The 18,498-nt window shown below is 47.1% G+C and carries 18 protein-coding genes; 3 read left to right on the top strand and 15 right to left on the bottom strand.

Translation table 11 applies throughout. The annotated features are described in order from the left end of the window. Nucleotides 1-90: 90 nt before the first annotated feature. The 5 genes from menD to M1L52_RS15675 are packed head-to-tail and all read right to left on the bottom strand — an operon-like array spanning nt 91 to nt 5,197. Complete coding sequence (menD, locus tag M1L52_RS15695) at nt 91-1,698, bottom strand: 2-succinyl-5-enolpyruvyl-6-hydroxy-3-cyclohexene-1-carboxylate synthase (RefSeq protein WP_248615957.1); 1,608 nt, start codon at nt 1,696-1,698, stop codon at nt 91-93. A 32-nt stretch (nt 1,699-1,730) separates the two neighbouring features. Continuing rightward, nucleotides 1,731-2,777: an isochorismate synthase gene (locus M1L52_RS15690; protein WP_248615956.1), complete on the bottom strand. Its 1,047-nt coding sequence runs from the start codon at nt 2,775-2,777 to the stop codon at nt 1,731-1,733. 18 nt (nt 2,778-2,795) lie between these two features. Continuing rightward, nucleotides 2,796-3,212 (bottom strand): PaaI family thioesterase, encoded by a 417-nt coding sequence (locus M1L52_RS15685; protein ID WP_248615955.1) that lies wholly within the window; start codon nt 3,210-3,212, stop codon nt 2,796-2,798. A 6-nt stretch (nt 3,213-3,218) separates the two neighbouring features. Continuing rightward, nucleotides 3,219-4,196, bottom strand: coding sequence for an ROK family protein (locus M1L52_RS15680; RefSeq protein WP_248615954.1), 978 nt, complete (start codon nt 4,194-4,196; stop codon nt 3,219-3,221). Between the two features lie 20 nt (nt 4,197-4,216). Next, nucleotides 4,217-5,197, bottom strand: coding sequence for an ROK family protein (locus M1L52_RS15675; RefSeq protein WP_248615953.1), 981 nt, complete (start codon nt 5,195-5,197; stop codon nt 4,217-4,219). 155 nt (nt 5,198-5,352) lie between these two features. On the opposite strand from M1L52_RS15675, the gene M1L52_RS15670 reads away from it, so the two are divergent. Genes M1L52_RS15670 through M1L52_RS15660 form a run of 3 tightly spaced genes read left to right on the top strand, consistent with a single transcriptional unit; the run spans nt 5,353 to nt 8,422 of the window. After that, the gene (locus M1L52_RS15670) at nt 5,353-6,366 is read left to right on the top strand and encodes a carbohydrate-binding domain-containing protein (RefSeq protein ID WP_248615952.1); all 1,014 of its coding nucleotides are present in this window, start codon (nt 5,353-5,355) and stop codon (nt 6,364-6,366) included. Nucleotides 6,367-6,369: 3 nt separating this feature from the next. Then, on the top strand, nt 6,370-7,416 hold the full coding sequence (gene menC, locus M1L52_RS15665) for an o-succinylbenzoate synthase (RefSeq protein ID WP_248615951.1): 1,047 nt from the start codon (nt 6,370-6,372) through the stop codon (nt 7,414-7,416). Between the two features lie 7 nt (nt 7,417-7,423). After that, nucleotides 7,424-8,422: an AMP-binding protein gene (locus tag M1L52_RS15660; RefSeq protein WP_248615950.1), complete on the top strand. Its 999-nt coding sequence runs from the start codon at nt 7,424-7,426 to the stop codon at nt 8,420-8,422. Nucleotides 8,423-8,474: 52 nt separating this feature from the next. On the opposite strand, the gene aroB is transcribed toward M1L52_RS15660, so the two are convergent. The 10 genes from aroB to M1L52_RS15610 all read right to left on the bottom strand — a co-directional run bounded on the left by aroB (nt 8,475) and on the right by M1L52_RS15610 (nt 18,453). Beyond that, nucleotides 8,475-9,524 (bottom strand): 3-dehydroquinate synthase, encoded by a 1,050-nt coding sequence (aroB, locus tag M1L52_RS15655; protein ID WP_248615949.1) that lies wholly within the window; start codon nt 9,522-9,524, stop codon nt 8,475-8,477. 51 nt (nt 9,525-9,575) lie between these two features. Further along, complete coding sequence (locus M1L52_RS15650) at nt 9,576-10,589, bottom strand: endonuclease/exonuclease/phosphatase family protein (RefSeq protein WP_248615948.1); 1,014 nt, start codon at nt 10,587-10,589, stop codon at nt 9,576-9,578. 50 nt (nt 10,590-10,639) lie between these two features. Continuing rightward, complete coding sequence (locus M1L52_RS15645; protein WP_248615947.1) at nt 10,640-11,890, bottom strand: ATP-binding protein; 1,251 nt, start codon at nt 11,888-11,890, stop codon at nt 10,640-10,642. Nucleotides 11,891-12,048: 158 nt separating this feature from the next. Then, on the bottom strand, nt 12,049-13,239 hold the full coding sequence (locus tag M1L52_RS15640) for a glycosyltransferase family 2 protein (RefSeq protein ID WP_248615946.1): 1,191 nt from the start codon (nt 13,237-13,239) through the stop codon (nt 12,049-12,051). A 19-nt stretch (nt 13,240-13,258) separates the two neighbouring features. Further along, entirely contained in the window at nt 13,259-13,861 is a 603-nt protein-coding gene (gene rsxA, locus M1L52_RS15635) for an electron transport complex subunit RsxA (protein WP_248615945.1), read from the bottom strand. 50 nt (nt 13,862-13,911) lie between these two features. Continuing rightward, nucleotides 13,912-14,499 (bottom strand): electron transport complex subunit RsxE, encoded by a 588-nt coding sequence (rsxE, locus tag M1L52_RS15630; protein ID WP_248615944.1) that lies wholly within the window; start codon nt 14,497-14,499, stop codon nt 13,912-13,914. Nucleotides 14,500-14,504: 5 nt separating this feature from the next. Beyond that, complete coding sequence (locus M1L52_RS15625) at nt 14,505-15,152, bottom strand: RnfABCDGE type electron transport complex subunit G (protein ID WP_248615943.1); 648 nt, start codon at nt 15,150-15,152, stop codon at nt 14,505-14,507. 15 nt (nt 15,153-15,167) lie between these two features. After that, nucleotides 15,168-16,172: an RnfABCDGE type electron transport complex subunit D gene (locus M1L52_RS15620; protein ID WP_248615942.1), complete on the bottom strand. Its 1,005-nt coding sequence runs from the start codon at nt 16,170-16,172 to the stop codon at nt 15,168-15,170. A 35-nt stretch (nt 16,173-16,207) separates the two neighbouring features. Continuing rightward, nucleotides 16,208-17,575, bottom strand: coding sequence for an electron transport complex subunit RsxC (gene rsxC / locus M1L52_RS15615; RefSeq protein ID WP_248615941.1), 1,368 nt, complete (start codon nt 17,573-17,575; stop codon nt 16,208-16,210). Next, nucleotides 17,572-18,453, bottom strand: coding sequence for a Fe-S cluster domain-containing protein (locus M1L52_RS15610; protein WP_248615940.1), 882 nt, complete (start codon nt 18,451-18,453; stop codon nt 17,572-17,574). The genes rsxC and M1L52_RS15610 overlap by 4 nt, the downstream gene beginning before the upstream one ends. Nucleotides 18,454-18,498: the final 45 nt, after the last annotated feature.

Below are 18,498 nucleotides of genomic sequence, written 5' to 3'. Positions count from 1 at the left end.
TTTATGTTACTCTTTACAATAAAAGCTATTAGCAAATATCGTGCCAGTTTTTGGTCGTTTGGGGGTTTGGTTGTTTGGTTGTTTGGTCGTTTAGGTTATTAGGTTATTGGGGTTGAGCCATGCTTTATAGGTTTGCTCGTCAGCAGACGCATCGGTAGTGACCTCAAGTACCATGGGACGCGAGAACTGAGCAGAGAGCAGCAGACGCAGACCTTCGGCAGTGGTCTCCATGTCATCGGCACGCTGATAGTAGATGTCGTTCTGCTGACATATTCCCTCTGCAGTGGTGTCATGGGCTGCAGCAACGAAGCTGTCGCGAGCAGGACTCTTCTCCAGTCCAGGGAGCATGTTGAAGATGCCGCCTCGACGATTGTTCAAAAGCAGTATGCGAAGACGACCATCAAGCTGCTTGTTCCACAACGCGTTCTGGTCGTAGAAGAAGCTAAGGTCGCCAATGACGCACACCACGGGCTTGTCGGCCACGAGCGAGAAGCCTGCTGCCGTGGAGAGTGAACCCTCGATGCCATTGACGCCACGGTTGCAGAACACAGCATGGCGGGCATAGATGTTGGCAAGACGAATGGCGCTGCTGTTGGCATAGTGGACATAATAGGACAGAGAGCCTGTGGCATCTGTAGCTGTACTGATGCTCGTCTCTAGCATTTTCACTACTGCCATCTGTGAGAAAGGAGGCTCGTAGGCCTGAAGGCGCTGGGCAGCGCGCTGCAGGAGCTCGTTCCAAAGGGTGACGAAGGGGTGGGGCTGTTGTTCGAGCATGAAGCGCAGGTAATCGGCAACAACCTCGCCATCGCCCTGAATGACGTTGGTGAGGTTCATGAACGTGTCGTTGACTTCGCCTTCAGCGTTGATGGCCCATGTCTCCTTGGCGCGACGCAGGAATCGCTTCAGACGCTTGCTGACAATGGCACCGCCTGTATAGACAACGAAGTCGGGCACGTAGCGCTCGTCATCGCCTGCCATGATGACTGCCTCGTCCATGAGTGCGTTCATGGGCTGTCCGCTGATGAGCATGGGGCGGCGCGACTGCATGAACATGTGGGTCACATGACTGAGCATGGTTTGTGATATGTCGGCAGGCTGGAAGTCAATTTTCCGTTCATGGGGAAGCTCTGCCACAGTGAAGGAGAACAGAGGCTCAGTGATGGGTATGTTTATATGTGCGGGCGCGTTCCTTATTATTAATGTCTCGTTGACAAGACGGTTGCAATGCCAGCAGTCGGTGATATAGCGCTCTTTGGCATCGCTTGAGCTGTCGGCTGACGGAGCAATGGGTTCGGGCAGTGACACCGCTTTCTTGACAAAACGGCCGAGTGCGTCGCCCTGGGGAAGGGTCTGTCCGTCGAGCTGATCAATCCACGCCTCAGGACGATCGGCAGAGATAACGATGAGTGGGCGGTGCTGATAGAAAGCCTCGGCAACAGCAGGTGCAAGGTTAAGAAGTGCTGTGCCGCTGGTTACGCATACCACGACACGCTCGCCAGTGGCCTGAGTGATGCCAAGTGCGTAGAAGCCCGCTGAGCGCTCGTCAGTGACAGGATGGCACTCTATCGATGGACATTCGTTAAGGTTATGTACAATGGCTGCGTTTCTGCTGCCAGGACAGACCACGGCATGCTTCACACCATGAGCTACAAGCAGCGCTGTCAGTATGTTTACGTTCTCTTTATTGCTGTACATAATAAAAAATCTTACCTCTAACCTCTCACCTCTCAACTTATCACCCCTCTCATTGTCTGCATCTTAGCCTCAGTCTCGCGCCATTCAAGCTCAGAAATGCTGTCGCAAAGCAGTCCGCCACCAGCATAGAGCGTGCAATGGCTGCCCATGACATGCATGCATCTAAGTGATACATAGAGATGAGTCTCTGTAGAACAGTTGGCCGATGGCATCTGAAGAGGCCCCATGAATCCGCTGTAGTACTGACGTGGAGCGTGCTCATGCTGTACAATGAAATCGAATGCCTTGCGTTTGGGCAGTCCACACACGGCTGGGGTGGGGTGTAGGGTCTGTAGCAAAAGACCTATGTTGGTTTCAGCAGTCATGTCGAAGGTAAAGTCGCTGCGCAGGTGAACAAGGTTGGCAGCACGGACAGTGCGCGGTCCTTCTTCGTTGAAAGGCAGTGAGAACTGTTCCAGACACTCGGCAATATAGGTTGCTACGTAACACTGCTCTTGAATGTTCTTCGTTGACCAACGCACATCCTCGCCTTCGCCCTGTAGCTGGTCGCCTTCAAGTTGCATGGTACCTGCAAGGGCAATGGTACGCCATTTGTTGCCTGAACCCTCAAGAAGAATCTCAGGAGTAGCTGTAAGCCAGTAGCTGCCATCGGGCAGTGAGACCAGGGCGATGAACAGGCGTGGATAGCGCTTGCATGCACGCCAAAACAGCTGCATGGGGTCGGCATCGGCAGTAAGACTAATGTCGGCACTGCGAGCGAGGACTATCTTTTGAAAGGCACCTGTCTCAAGTTGGGAATGAAAGTTGGCAAAGTCAATGGCGTACTCAGCGTGATGATCTTTCTCAGAAGCTATTGACGGCATGTTGCAAGAAGGCTCTTTCACCTCAACGGCGCTTACGCGGTCAGGACGTATAAGGAGTATAGGGGTGTCGTCGTTTATTTGGAAAGGAGCCACTACGAATCCGCTATGCTCGCTGAGTCCGCCAAGCGAAGACAAGCGCTGTGGCTCGCCTGACGTCTGCTCAATGAGAGTACACTGCTGGAAGTGAGGAAAACGATAGATGGCAAATGGATTCATAGGATTAGTGGGAAAAGGTTATTTGCTACCTTTTTTGATAACATAGTTAGTAACACGTACGCTTGAGATGAGCTCTCCGCTTGTGTCTTTGATATCGACCTGCCACACATGAAGCGTTGAGCCTTTGTGGAGCATGTGGGCAAAGGCGGTGACGGTGTCGCCTTCAACAACGGCTTTAACGTGACTGCCGCTAACCTCTATACCCACACATGCACAGCCTGGGCACAGCGAAGAAGAGCCTACGCCGGCAAGGTTCTCGGCAAGGGCAAGCGATGCACCACCACTGAGGAACCCGAAAGGCTGACGATTGCGCTCGTCAACCTTCATGCGTGCCATACATGTATCGTCCTCGGGAGTGGAAATGAACTCCATCCCGAGGGCGGTACTAAGATTGGGCTTTTCGTTTATAATCTGATTGATATGATCTACATTCATTGCTCCTTACTTAAACAACGAATATTCCTTGATGCCCCATGCCAGAGCGCTGGCTCCGAGGACATCACGCTCACGGTCGGAGATAGTGGAGCGAAGGAACTTTACATTACCACGGATGTTGTGGAAGACATGAGCCTCGAATGATTCGTAGGCAGGGTCGAAGAGCCATTTGCCGGCATTGGAGATGCCACCAGTGAAAATGACTGCTTCAGGGTCGAGAATAGACGCATAGTTGGCTACTGCCAGTCCTAGAATCTCGCCAGTCTTGCGATATACCTCTATTGCCATCTTATCACCTTGCTCACAGCATTCCGCTATTCCTTTGGGGCTTATCCTATCAAGTGAGCGCATCAGTGAAGGCTCGTCAGACTGCTCAAGCATTTCCTGAGCTGTCTTGATGATGCCCTTCTCAGCACAGTATGCTTCCAGACATCCGTAGCGTCCGCAGCCGCATTCACGGCCATTGTGCTCAACACAGGCGTGACCAATCTCGCCAGCAAAGCCATCGGCGCCAAAGTGTACCTTGCCATTGGAGAAGATGCAGCTGCCAATGCCGTGGCCAAGAGACACAATGATAAAATTGTTCATGCCGTGGGCACAGCCGTAGGAGTATTCTCCGAGAGCTGAAACATGGGCGTCGTTGCCCACTGCCACAGCAATGCCCATGCGGTCGCGAAGCATGGCTCCAAGGGGAATGATGCCCTTCCAGGGGAGGTTGGCAGCATTTTCTATGCATCCGGTGAGGAAGTTGGCACTGGGAGAACTGACACCAATAGAGCGAATCTGCTCATAGCCTCCATTAGCCTCAGTCATAGTAATGATTTTCTCGCTGAGGGCAGTGATAAAATCATTTGCTGTAGTATAGTCGGTCGTTGGGAAATGGTCGGAGGCGTGGATGTTTCCTCTTACATCGACAATGGCGTAGGTCGTGCGCTTTATGCTGATATCGACACCAACAACGCGGCTCTTGATTTCTTGTTGCATACGAGTTTGTATTTCTTGTATTATTTAAAAAGTGAGTATTCTTTTACATTCCATGCAAGGGCACTGGCACCAAGAACATCGCGCTCGTTATCGGGAAGCGACGAGCGCATGATCTTAACCCTGTCGGCAATATTGTGGAACACATGCTCCTCAAACGATGCGTTGGTGGGTTCGTAGAGCCATTTGCCGGCCTTGCTTATACCGCCAGTTATAATAATCGCCTCTGGGTTGGCAATGGAAGCATAGTTGGCAAGACCTAATCCAAGGACGAAACCTGTCTTGTTGTACACTTCAATGGCCAGCTCGTCGCCACGTTCACAGCATTCGTGAATAGTCTTTGGCGTAAGCTCTTCAAGGTCGCGGAGCAGCGATGGCTTGTCAGTGGAAGCCATGAGCTCGCGGGCAGTGAGCACTATTCCGTCAGAAGCACAGTAAGTTTCAAGGCAGCCGCGTCTTCCACATCTGCAAAGGCGTCCTTCAGGCTCAACGCAACAGTGGCCAATCTCACCGGCAAAACCGTTGTTACCCATGTGGACATGTCCGTTAGAGAACATGCAACTGCCAAAACCATGACCAAGGGTGATGACAATGAAGTCGTTCATGCCGTGGGCACATCCATAGGTGGATTCGCCTATAGCTCTTACGTGGGCATTATTACCTACTGCTACGGCAAGACCAAGACGATCACGGAGCATGGCTGCCAATGGTATCTCACCTTTCCATGGAAGACTTAAGGAATTGACAATGCTGCCTGTCGTGAAGTTACCGCTTGGCACACTTATGCCAATAGAACGGATGTTCTCATAGCTGTCGTTCTCTAAGATAAGGTTGGTGATACCATCACATAGTAATGCGATGAATCCATTGATGTCCTGATCTGTAGGCATGGGAAAAGAACTTTCAGCTAGAATCTTTCCTCGTACGTCAACAATGGCATAGTTTATTTCTTCGTAACCAATGTTGACACCTACGACCTTGGTCTTTGTTGAGCTTATAATCATGGTAACTGCAGTTTTTGTAGATTTTAGGTGCAACAAAAGTAGTATTTTATTCAATAACAGCCAAAAGAATGCAGTTTTTTTTTCGTATTTCAACACATTTTCGTATATTTGCCGCGATTTTTTGAATGAATATTTAATCTTGGAACTATAAAACAATGAAAAAGTTTTTCTTTCTGTCTTTGGTTGCCATGCTGCTTTCAGTTGGCAATGCAAGTGCTGTGGACAACAATACGGTAGAGATTGTCTATAATGGGAATAGCGCCACAGTGACTGTGGCGTCAAATATCAGTAGCTATGTAACAGTGCAGAGCGCAAATTCGTCGCATGTGAAAATAGTGCAGGATGAAAGCTTTGCTGGTGTAGATGCTACGCTGAACAATGTCTATGGTGAAATAACTTATGTGCTTTCTGGCTCATCGACAGATGGTGAATTCTATATGGAGGGCGCATTTAAGTCAACCGTGGAACTGAGCGGACTGACACTGACCAATCCTGCTGGTCCTGCAATTAATATCCAGAATGGTAAGCGCATAACACTCAGTGTTAAGAAAAACACAGTGAACAGCATTGCCGATGGTGCAAATGAGGATTACAACGGATGTCTGCACTGCAAGGGACACCTGAAGATGAAGGGCAAGGGCGTGCTGAACGTTGTGGGCAATTCTCGTCATGGCATATACGTCAAGGAGTATCTTGAAGTGAAGAACGCTACGCTGAATATCACTGCTGCTGCAAAGGATGCTATACACTGTAAGGAGTATATGTTAATGGAAAGTGGTACGGTGACAATTACTGGGGCGCAGGACGACGGAATACAGGTAGAGCTGGCCGGCACAGAATCGACAGGAGTGAAGACAGACCACGAGGATGAGGATACCGGCAACTTCTACATGCTTGACGGAACGCTCTCTATAAGCGGATATCAGGGCAAGGCTATCAAGGCTGATGGCACAATAACCTACTCAGGCGGCACACAGAATTTCGATAAGAACGACACAGAGATATCGGCTTCAGTAGAAAGGCTGACTGCCATTGTAAACGATGGACGTTCATTGGTCTATGACTTGAATGGTTGTCGCGTTGAGACTGGCTCAATGTCAAAGAAAGGCATCTATGTCGTGAAGCGTGACGGAAAGGTTTCGAAGGTTGTGAATAACGCAGCAAAATAAGAAATGAAAATTACCGTTAGTGAAAGGGTGTTTCATTTCAAACAGCCGGCAACAACATCTCGTGGAATATACAATGAACGTAAATCTTGGTTCGTTGAAATAAAAGATGACTCGCGTTATGGCATTGGTGAGTGTGCACCATTGCCTGATCTTAGCTGTGACGCACGTCCAGACTATGGCGAAGTTCTCTGTAGCTTCTGTCGTGAGCTGGAGCATACTGGAACCATAGATTACGAAGCATTGCGTGACTTCCCATCAATGCTCTTCGGTATTGAGACGGCAATGCTCGCGTTTGAGAAGTCTGATAGTTTGTCTCCAATATCTGATGTTCCATTGCTTTTTGACACCGCTTTCAGTCGTGGAGAAAAGGGAATCACTATCAATGGTCTTGTGTGGATGGGCTCATATGGCGAGATGCTGGAACGCATGGAAGAGAAACTGTCCAAAGGCTTCCACTGCGTGAAACTGAAGGTCGGAGCCATTGACTTTGACAGGGAGCTGGATCTTGTTAAGCGTATCAGAGAAAGATTCTCATATCATGAAGTTGAGTTGCGTCTTGACGCAAACGGTGGCTTCAAGCCGGAGAATGCCTTGTATCAGCTGGAGCTGCTGTCACAATATGCAATACACTCCATTGAACAACCTATTAAGCAGAAACAATGGGCTGCAATGGCTGAACTATGTCGCGAAGCACCACTGCCAATAGCTCTCGACGAGGAGCTGATAGGTATAAACAATCCTGATGCAAAGCGACAGATGCTGCGAATAATAAAGCCTGCCTATATAGTGCTGAAACCATCGCTTCATGGCGGTATGACTGGTTGCAGGGAGTGGATAGATATAGCACGTGAGGAAGGCATAGGCTCTTGGATAACATCGGCACTGGAGAGCAACATTGGCTTGAATGCAATAGCACAGTTCTGTAGCTCTGTATATGGCGATAATATCCGAATGCCACAGGGACTTGGCACAGGACAACTGTTTACTGACAATATTAACATGCCACTTGAAATACGAGGCGATAAACTTTTCGTAGTTCATAATAAATAACACTCAGTTGACTTTAGAGGAATTTATTGCCGAATGGCAAAATGATAGTGACAAGGTTCTTGTACACACCAGTGGTTCAACTGGTGCCCCCAAACCATTGTGGGTAGAGAAAAAACGCATGGAAGCATCGGCTCGTATTACATGCGACTTCCTCGGTCTTACTGCTGGCGACACTGCTCTGCTGTGTATGCCACTTGATTATATTGCAGGCAAAATGATGGTGGTACGCGCGCTGACAAGAGGATTGAAACTGATTAGCGTAACACCGACAGGACATCCGCTGGCTGATTATGTGTTTGCTGGAGCTCAGAATAATAACAAAAATACTCCTCTTGATATTTCTTTCGCTGCTATGGTGCCGCTGCAAGTGTACAACAGTCTTCAGGTGCCTGAAGAGCGCGAAAGACTTATGCAGATACGTCACCTTATAATTGGTGGAGGTGCTATTGATGAAGCACTGGAAGCGGAGTTGAGGAACTTCCCTAATGCTGTGTGGAGTACTTATGGAATGACTGAGACGTTGTCGCACATTGCTCTGCGACGACTTAGTGGTAAAGATGCGAGTGAATGGTACAAACCGTTTGATTCAGTAAAGATTGCTTTGTCGGAAGATGGTTGTCTGATTATCGATGCACCGCTTGTGTGCAAAGACCGTCTCTTTTCCAACGATATTGCAGAGATAGCACCTGACGGATGTTTCCGTATCATTGGACGTAAGGACAATGTGGTATGTTCCGGAGGAATAAAAATCCAGATAGAAGAGGTGGAACGAATGTTGAAACCTTACCTTGAAGCACCATTTGTTATAACACGCCGCAAGGATGAGAAGTTCGGCGAGGTGGTGGCTCTACTGACTGAGGGAGATATAGATGAGGTAAAGGAGGTTTGTAAAAGAGTCCTTCCGAAACACTGGCAACCTCGTTACTATAGAACAGTAGAGAGCGTTCCGCTTACTGAAACAGGAAAGCCTGCCCGCAAAGAGGCAGAACGTATAGCTGCAATATAAGCAGAGCACTTAGCTGCAATATAATCTGTGGCGAAAAAAAGCGAAAGGTTGTTTACCCTTCGCGATAAAAATCGAGCGCTTCCTCAATCTCTTCCTTAGTTGCTGTCTGGTTGATGCGAATGTCGCCAACAGCTCCAAGTAGTGTGAAGTTTATCTTTCCTGCCACATTCTTTTTGTCGTGGGTCATCAGCTCAATGAGTGTAGGATAGTCATTGCAGCTGATAGGCATGCGTCCGTAGTTGTCGAAGATGAATCTAACCACCTGTCTCATGCGCTCAGTGGGGAAACCCATTTTTACGACGCTTAGATATAGTTCGCACACCAATCCCCATGCCACAGCGTAGCCATGCAGCACAGGCTGTCTCTTCAGTGCTAACGACTCAAAGGCATGGCCAATAGTGTGACCTAAATTAAGTGCTTTACGGATGCCTTGTTCTGTGGGGTCTTCAAGGACAATGTGCTGCTTCACTTCCACGCTTTCGGCTACCATTCGTTGAAGCACACTTAGGTCGGGATGCTCTACGTCGAAAGTAAGCAGTTCGGCAAGCATCTTCTCGTTGTTTATCAGTCCATGTTTCAACATCTCGGCATAGCCGGAAAGGATGTTCTCATGGTCCATCGTGTTGAGGAATGTGGTGTCGAGAATTACTGAAGAGGCATTGCGGAATACACCAATCTCATTTTTCAGACCTCCGAAATTAAAGCCTGTCTTGCCTCCAACAGAGGCATCAACCATAGAGAGAAGGGTGGTGGGAATGTTTATGAGATGGATACCACGTTTGAATGTAGAAGCCGCAAATCCTCCGAGGTCGGTAACCATACCTCCACCGAGGTTGATTAGCAGCGAATGGCGTGTTGCACCCATGTGCTGCAGCTCTTCCCATACATGTACTACGGCTTCGAGACTTTTGTTCTCATCGCCAGCTTTTATTACAATGGGCGATGCACCGCTCATGCAAGGGATATCCTTTATTAGGGGAAGACATAACTTTTGTGTTGTCTCATCAGTTAGCACAAACAATTTGTCTGCCTTCTGCGAAGTGATGGCATCGGTAAGTGACTTCTCAAGATTGGAGGATAGGATGATGTGCTGTCTTTCCATTGTTTAGCCTTTATGATAGATGGATTGGCTTGCTCAGACACATCGTATGCTTTACAGCGTCGATATCTTCATGAACACTGGACAGTGATCAGAGTAGCTGAGGTCAAGCTTATAGTATTTCTCGCCAGTCATGCTTTCGTCGTGGAAGATATAGTCGATGCGGACTTTCTTGTTGCCACGGAAAGTATGCATCAAGCCTTTGCCGCACTCCTTGAATCCGTCAACGAGGTCACCCTTCATGGTGTTATATGTGAAAGAGTAGGGCACATCGTTGAAATCACCACAGACAATAGGGGGATATTTGCTTTCTTTTATCTTACGAGCCATAAGGTCGGCTTGAACGGCACGCTTGACCATGCCGTTTGTGTAGTTACCATAGATGGCACGAATAAACGCATTTTCCTCAACATTGGCACCTTGCATCTCCATCTTTGCAAATTTACGGAGCGTGCGGTTGAAACCTGTTGTCTCAAGATGGGCATTAAATACACGAACCATTTTGCCGTTGATATCAATGTCTGCCCACATGGCACTATTGTTGGTTACACCAAAGTCAATTGTCTCAGAAGATCTGATTGGAAAACGACTGAATACTACCATGTCGTTCTTCCCCTTTGCCATATATGGGAAGTAGGTCTTGTAACTCTGGGTGTTGTTTTTGTCACCGCTCATCTCCATATATTCCTGAATGCACAGGATGTCAACATTCTGGCGTCGCATTTCGGAGAGGATGTCTTCTGCCTTGAAACCTGAGATCTCGCGTCCGAACATTGCAACATTATAGCTCGCTATCTTAAAGCCAGACTGACTGGTATCAGGATTGAACAGCCCTAATTGATATACTGTTCCTATGTATGGCAAGCTACACAAAAGCGTGATGAAGGGAATGGCTGCCCAGTGCCAGCGACGGCGTATAAGCCAATAGGCAAGGACAATAATATTTCCTGCAACAAGAAACGGCAGGACATATACAATCATTGCGATAGCTGTCTCGTGGACAGGATTGAAGTTTCCACCGAAAAGTCCGAAAAATGTAAATATGGCCACCAAAATAGTGATGACCAAAATCATTAAAGAAAAATACTTATAAACAGCAAGCTTACCCATGTCTGAAATTATTCGCCAATATATTTCTTGACAGTCTCTATAAGATCTTCAACACGGAACGGCTTTGCCATGAACTCATCACATCCGGCTAACTTCGCTTCGCGTATGTTCTCTTCAAATGCGTAGGCACTGAGTGCAATGACTGGTACGTCGTGGTTTACCTCTTTTATAATACGTGTAGCGTCAAGACCATTCATTTCGGGCATGCGTATGTCCATGAGAATGAGATCGGGCTTTTCGTCTTCATTCATTGTTACTGCTTCAATGCCGTTGTGAGCACGCAGCAGACGATAGCGCTTGTTCAGTACAATGCGAACGAGCTCATAGTTGCTCTCCTCATCTTCTGCTACAAGTATGGTCTTCAGATTGGACTCGTCAGTAGAATTCTTAGCTCTAATAGTGCGTACGTTTGTCATTGCACGGTTGCTGGTTGATATGCCACCTACCGTACCGTGGAAAGGCATGTTGAATGTGAACGTAGAGCCAACGCCCATTTCTGATTCAACACTGATAGTGCCGCCCATCTTCTCTACAATAATCTTACATAGAGCCAGACCGAGACCATAGCCCTTTTGCTGTTCGGCATCCTTAGAGGCGTATGCGTCAAATATGTGACCTATGAAATCGGGAGAAATACCTGAACCGGTGTCTTTTACATAGAAAGAGATGGTCTGGCCATCATCCTTGAAATTGTAACCGAAGACAATGGAACCGCGTGGTGTATGCTTAAGGGCATTCGAAATGAGGTTTGAGAATACCTGAGTGAGACGGTTCTCGTCAGTGGTCATTGTTACTGACATGTTTGGAACAGTAGCCTTCAGACTTACTGTTTCAGGACAGCGGAACTTGAACAGTTGCTTTATGCTGCTCATGAGTCCCTGAAGGTCTGTAGGCGCCTTCTTGATTTCAATCTCTCCAGACTCCACACGACTAAGGTCAAGAATCTCGTTCACAAGACTAAGCAGACGGCTATTATTACTCTCAATAATCTCCATGAATTTCATGCGCTCTTCGGCAGAGTCTGTCTCAGCCATGATGCGTGAAAAACCTTCGATAGCATTAAGAGGCGTCCTAATCTCATGTGACATGTTGGCAAGGAATAATGATTTCATGCGGCTCTCCTTCATGGCTTTAGCCGCTTTCTTCTCATATTCCGTCAATTTCTTGTTGGCCTGCTCCAGTTGTTGCTGAGCAATCTGTAATTTGTGATTAGCATCGGCATAGCGTTGAAGCAAAATTTCCTTTTGATCTTGATCCATCGTCCTTTTGTTTGCGTTCTAAAATGCAATTTTTGCTTTAAAACGCCACAAATTTACATTGTTTTTTTCTTACATAGGTCTAAAAATAGCAAAAAGTGGTTCAGAATCCGTTATTTCTTGATGTAAATCGCGCAAATTACACTAAATTGATTGCTTTTTCAACCTCTTTTAGCCTTTTCCCATGCTCCGCTGCTCTTATGAGAACGCAGGTAACTGATGCCTCGGAATACATTGATGTTCATGAAAAGGAAGTAATAAGGGACATAAAGAAGCTTGTTTTTCTTGCCTCTTGATGCCATAAGATAGCCCATGAATGCCGATAAATAGAATAATATTTGCAGTATCCATATTACGGTATATACGGTGCCACCTTTCATCATGACGAGTGCCACATTGAGAGGTATGAGTGCGAGAAGGGCAAAAGGAGTGATGCTCCATCGCAACACACGGTGTGATACAAACAGGAAACTCGTGATAGGATATTTGAATGGATTCATCAGAGAGCGCAGCCACCAGATGCTCTGTAGTCCGCCTGCAGCAATACGACGCTTGCGCTTTGATTCTTCTTCCATGTTGGCAGAGCCATATTCCATAGCATATGCATCGCTTGTATATGCAATCTTGTATCCTTTCTTGAGTATGAGCATTGAAATCATGAAGTCATCAAGGAGGGCGTTACTTGGCGCTGCCTCATAGACGCTCATACGTACGGCGAACAGCTCACCTGCAGCGCCCATTGCGGAATAGAGCGCACTGTCCCAGCGCTTCAGGGTGCTCTCGTATTTCCAGTAGATACCTTCACCTTCAGCTGCAGCCTGACCTTCATGCCGAGCAGCAACGCGTTTCTCACCACTGACGCATCCCACGTCTTCTCTCATGAATAGGCGTACTATTTCTTTTATGCTGCCTGGGTTGAGCATGGTGTTGGCATCAGTAAATACCACATATTCTGACTTGTTGACTTGCAGACCATGTTGCATGGCGGCTGCTTTTCCACGACGTTCGGGAGAGAAAACGAGTGTAATCTCATCACCGTATTCAGAAAGCAGCTCATTGCTGTGGTCGCTGGAGCCATCGGTCACCCACATGACACAGAGCTTGTCTTTCGGGTAGTCGAGCTGGCGTATATTCTCCATTTTCTCCTTAATGATTTCTTCTTCATTGAAGGCGCAAATCATAAGTGTCACATCAGGGAATTGTGACTCGTCTGCAGGGAGAACGGGCTTCTGCTCTTTCTTGCAGAACAACTGCTTAAGTTTCAGCAGCAAGAAGAGAAGAATTCCATAGCCGAGATAAGTATAAAATACTAATACCAAGCAAGCCCAAAAGGCAATCTTTAATGACTCCATGTATTATGCGTTTTAAGAATTAGTCGATACCAAACAAGACTTTCAAGCCTCCGTCAACACCGGAGAAGCCCATGAATGCAAGGCTGAGAAGTCCTGCCGTGACGAGTACTATTGCCATGCCCTGCATGCCTTTGGGAATGTTGGCAAGTTCCAACTGCTCGCGTATGCCGGCAAAAACAGTTAGGGCAAGACCGAAACCAATGGCGGTAGAGAAAGCATAAACAACAGACTGCAGAAGATTGAAGTCTTTCTGTATGACGAGTATAGCGACACCAAGCACGGCACAGTTGGTCGTTATGAGTGGCAGGAAGATGCCAAGTGCTTGATAGAGGGCAGGGGACACCTTCTTCAGAATAATCTCTACCATCTGAACAAGTGATGCTATGACTAGGATAAATGCTATTGTCTGTAGATACTGTAATCCGAAGGCATCAAGTACGAACTTTTGTACTAGCCATGTGACAATCGTTGCCAGCGTGAGGACGAATGCAACAGCTGCTGACATGCCTAACGAAGTGTCTATTTTCTTTGATACGCCAAGAAATGGGCATATACCGAGAAACTGTGACAACACAATGTTGTTTACGAATATGGCAGAAATGAATATGAGAACAAATTCCATAGATTCTTACATTTTTTTATAACGATATTACGATGTTCTGATGTCGGGTTTTATGCATTGCTGCGCATCTTGTTCACAATCGCAATGAGGAAGCCAAGCGTGATGAATGCGCCTGGAGGTAATACGAAGAGAAGAATGTTGTAAGTCTCTGGTATTAAGGTAAATCCAAAGACAGAACCTGAGCCTAGGATCTCACGGAATATGCCAAGTAACGTCAGACCTAAGGTGAATCCTAAACCTATACCTATACCGTCGAAGAGTGATGCCAGAGGACTCTGTTTAGCAGCAAAGGCTTCGGCACGTCCGAGGATGACGCAGTTTACAACAATAAGGGGAATGAATAATCCGAGAGCTGCATCAATGTCAGGCAGGTAGGCTTTAATAATCATCTGTAGTATTGTTACGAAAGCTGCTATAATGACGATGAATACCGGAATTCGTACCTTATCGGGCGTTAAGCTCTTCATACATGATATGACTACGTTAGTGCAGATAAGTACTGCCATGGTAGCCAAGCCCATAGCCATACCGTTTGTGGCACTGGTGGTAGTGGCAAGTGTGGGACACATGCCGAGCATCAAGACAAACGTAGGGTTCTCTTTTACGATGCCGTTCTTAATTATTTCTATGTAGTTCATAATTGTCAGTCTTTTTTGTTTTCAGCATTTGAAGTTGCACCGCTTACACCATCTACAGACTGTGACTTGTAAGCATTATAAGCGTTGTTTACTGCTGTGAGGAAGGCACGGCTAGTAATGGTAGATGCTGTTATAGCTTCAACCTGCTGTTCATCGCCTTTATTGTCCTTTGTTACTCCGAGTGGCTTTTCGCCAGGCTTCTTGCCCACGATATCGCCTTTCTCGCCTTTCTGGAACCACTTGTCGGCTTTGGCTCCCAAACCAGGTGTCTCAGCATGCTCGAGAAGTGTGTAGCCAAGTACGGCACCGTCAGGAGTGAAACCTACGAGTACCCTAAGATTGCCTCCAAAACCTCCTGTAGTGCTCTCTACGGCAGCACCCAAGTTGGTACCTTTGCTATCCTTCGCCTTATATATAATAAAGGTGAGCTCTTTGCCTTTTGAGTCATGTTGCTTCACTGTGTCAGGACTGTCAACTACAACATCGTCACTCGCCATTACGGTTTTGATACCATCAGCCAGTGCTTTTTCTTTCTGTTCATTTATTGGACCGCTTGTCAGATTGTTGACATAGGCAAGGATGGCTCCCATTATTACTGCTACACCAGTAAGTACCAGCGTCATGTTCAGTAAAGATGATTCAAGTTTCTTCATTGTCTTTGTCCTCCTTTATTTATTAGCGGGTACTTCACCGAAGCGCTTGGGCTTGATGTAATTGTTAATGAGTGGGGTGAAGGCATTCATTATGAGAATGGCAAATGACATGCCTTCAGGATAAGCACCCCAGTTACGGATAATGACTGTCAGCAGACCGATACAAATACCGTAGATTATCTGGCCTTTTGGCGTCATTGGGGAAGTGACGTAGTCTGTAGCCATAAAGAATGCTCCAAGCATGAGACCACCGCTCAAGATAACCGTTGTAGGATCGGCATAGATCGGGTTGACAAGATGTAGAATCATGCTGAACACGAATACTGTCGCAATGATGCTCACTGGTATATGCCATGTGACGATTTTGCGCCAAAGCATAAACAACAAACCAGCGATAAGAGCAAGACCGCAAATCTCGCCAATGGTACCAGCGCCTCCTCCCATTGAGTAGTCGCCAAGGAGCATGCTAAATGCATCTGGCAACTTGTTGAGCACTTCCACATCTCCATTTTTAATGGCTTCCTTCATTATGGCCAGAGGAGTGGCACCTGTCGTTGCGTCAGTGTAGCTTGTCCATTGTCCTGAAACAGGCCATGAAGTCATCTGTGCAGGGAAGGCAACAAGTAGTGCGCATCTACCTACCAAAGCTGGATTGAAAATATTACTACCAAGTCCTCCAAAGGTCATCTTGCCTACGCCGATGGCAAACAATGCACCTATTATTATTATCCAAATAGGAAGATTTGATGGGAGGTTCATGCCTAACAAGATACCTGTCAGCGCTGCTGAACCGTCTAGAATGGTGTTACGGGGATTCTTGAGCATGAATGTGTTTATAGCCCACTCTAAGAATACGCAGGCTGCCACACTTGTCGTGCAAACGATGACCGAACCAAGTCCGAAGTAATAGAACGAGACAAGCAGCGCGGGCAACAAGGCTATCATAACGCCGTACATGTTGCGCTCCACTGAGTCTGTTCCGTGGGCGTGTGGCGAAAGTGAAACAATGAGTTTACTCATTTTCTTATATGTTTTTTCTTTTGTTCTGTTATTGTTTATTTTTTCGCTGCTCTGCTGCGAATGATTCCCATGACCGTACCCTTGCCTTGACGTATATTGTCAAGCAATGGACGGTGAGCAGGGCATGTAAACTGACATGATCCACATTCTATACAGCTGACAATGTCTTCGTGTTCGGCTCTCTCCCAGTTCTTCACTTCACTGAGCTTTGCCAATAGATATGGCTCAAGACCCATAGGACATGCACTAACGCATTTTGCACAGCGTATGCAGGGCTCAGCCTCTTTGCGCCTGGCATCGTCACCAGAGAGAATGGTAACGGAGTTCGTGCCTTTGCAGACAGGTACCTCTGTGGTTGTCAGGGCTTTACCCATCATCGGACCACCTGCAAGCAACTTATTGTCGCCTTCCGGCATTCCGCCACAGGCTTCAATGAGATCATTCATTGGCGTTCCCATGCGAACAAGGAAGTTTCCTGGATTCTTAAGTAACTTTCCGGTTACGGTGGTATAACGCTCAAACAGTGGCTTGTTTTTCATTACAGCCTCATACACAGCATAGGCTGTACCTACGTTCTGGACAATGGCACCAACATTAACTGGTATTGCAGGAGGCGCTGGTACTTGACGGCGTATCACAGCATCGACGAGTTGTTTCTCGCCTCCTTGTGGATAGCGCTGTTTCAGAGGCACCACCTCTACTTGGGTAGAAAGAGGAGAATTTAATTCTGCAAGTTTTTTCGTAAGAAGCTCAATAGCAGCGGGCTTGTTCGTTTCAATGCCTATATAGCCTTTGGTTACTTTAGCAGCCTTCATGAGAAGCTCAAGACCAACAAGGATCTCGTCCGCCTTTTCCATCATCAGACGATAGTCTGCTGTGATGTAAGGTTCGCACTCAACGGCATTGATGATTACACATTCTGCTTTAGCCGTTGGTGGAGGGCATAGCTTTATAAAGGTCGGGAAGCCTGCACCACCCATGCCGGTGACGCCTGCTTTCTTTATTCTCTCGACTATCTCTTCAGGCGTAAGCTCAGGATGGTCTTTCACTTGTTCCAATCTAGTAGAACGGTCAATGCGTTCTTCCCAATCGTCGCCTTCGACATTAATAATAATAGCAGGCTTGCGATAACCGGTGGCGTCAATAGCAGTATCTACTTTGAAAACAGTACCACTGACAGAAGAATAAATAGGTGCTGAAACGAAACCTCCTGCCTCGGCAATGAGCGTTCCAACTTTTACCTTGTCACCTTTCTGTACTACAGGCTTGGCTGGCGCACCAATGTGCTGGCTAAGTGGGAAGATGGCTTGCTTAGGTAGTGCTGCCACTTTTGTGGCAACCTCATGGGTAAGCTTATTCTCTTCGGGGTGGATACCACCTATACTGAATGTCCTAATATTCATGCTTGTGCCTCCTTTTCTTCTTTGTTAGTTTCAGCTTTCTTTACAGGTGCTGGGGTGGGGAAGTTTACGTCGTGAATTGCCTTCGTTGGACAAACAGTAACGCATTTGCGGCACAGACGGCATTTCTCGAAGTCTATGTATGAACAGTTGCCTTCTACAGTGATTGCTCCGAAAGGACACTCTTTCTCACACTTGCCACAACCAATACAGCTCACCTTGCATGCTTTCATAGAAATTGCTCCTTTGTCCTTGTTGACGCATGATACAAAGACGCGACGGCCCTTAGGCCCCTTCTTGCGAAGCTCAATGATGTTTCGTGGACAAGCCTTTACGCATGCACCACATGCTGTACACTTATCTTCGTTGACCTCTGGTATTCCTGTCTCGGCATTCATTTGTATAGCGTCAAACTGACAAGCTTTAACACAGTCGCCACAGCCGAGGCATCCGTATCCGCATAACGTCTCTCCTGCACCACAGGCATGCATCGCTGCACATGTGCGAAGACCGCAGTATTCTGCTACCTTCGGACGATTGTCGCATGTTCCGTTGCATCTTACTACCGCAACCTTTGGCTCTCCGTTGGCGATTGCCATCTCGAGAAGGCTTGCTACCTTACCCATTGTTTCTGCTCCGCCTACAGGACAGAATAGTCCGTCAAGGCTTCCAGCATCAGCACCTTTGACGAGTGCGTCAGCCATACCACCGCATCCGGGATATCCGCAGCCACCACAGTTTGCACCAGGCAGTAGCTCGTTAACCTGAGAGATACGAGGGTCTTCGAACACAGCAAATTTCTTGGAACAGATATATAGAACCAACGCTGCCGTCAGTCCAATGGCTCCAAGAACAATTACTGCAATTAGAATTAAATTCATAAGTGTTTGTTTTTATAATATTTGTTTGTTATTGTTATACTTTGT

The sequence above is a fragment of the Prevotella sp. E13-27 genome, assembly GCF_023217965.1.
Taxonomy (GTDB): domain Bacteria; phylum Bacteroidota; class Bacteroidia; order Bacteroidales; family Bacteroidaceae; genus Prevotella.
Note: the sequence above shows the minus strand (reverse complement) of the source record. Positions and strands in the feature narration are given on the sequence as shown.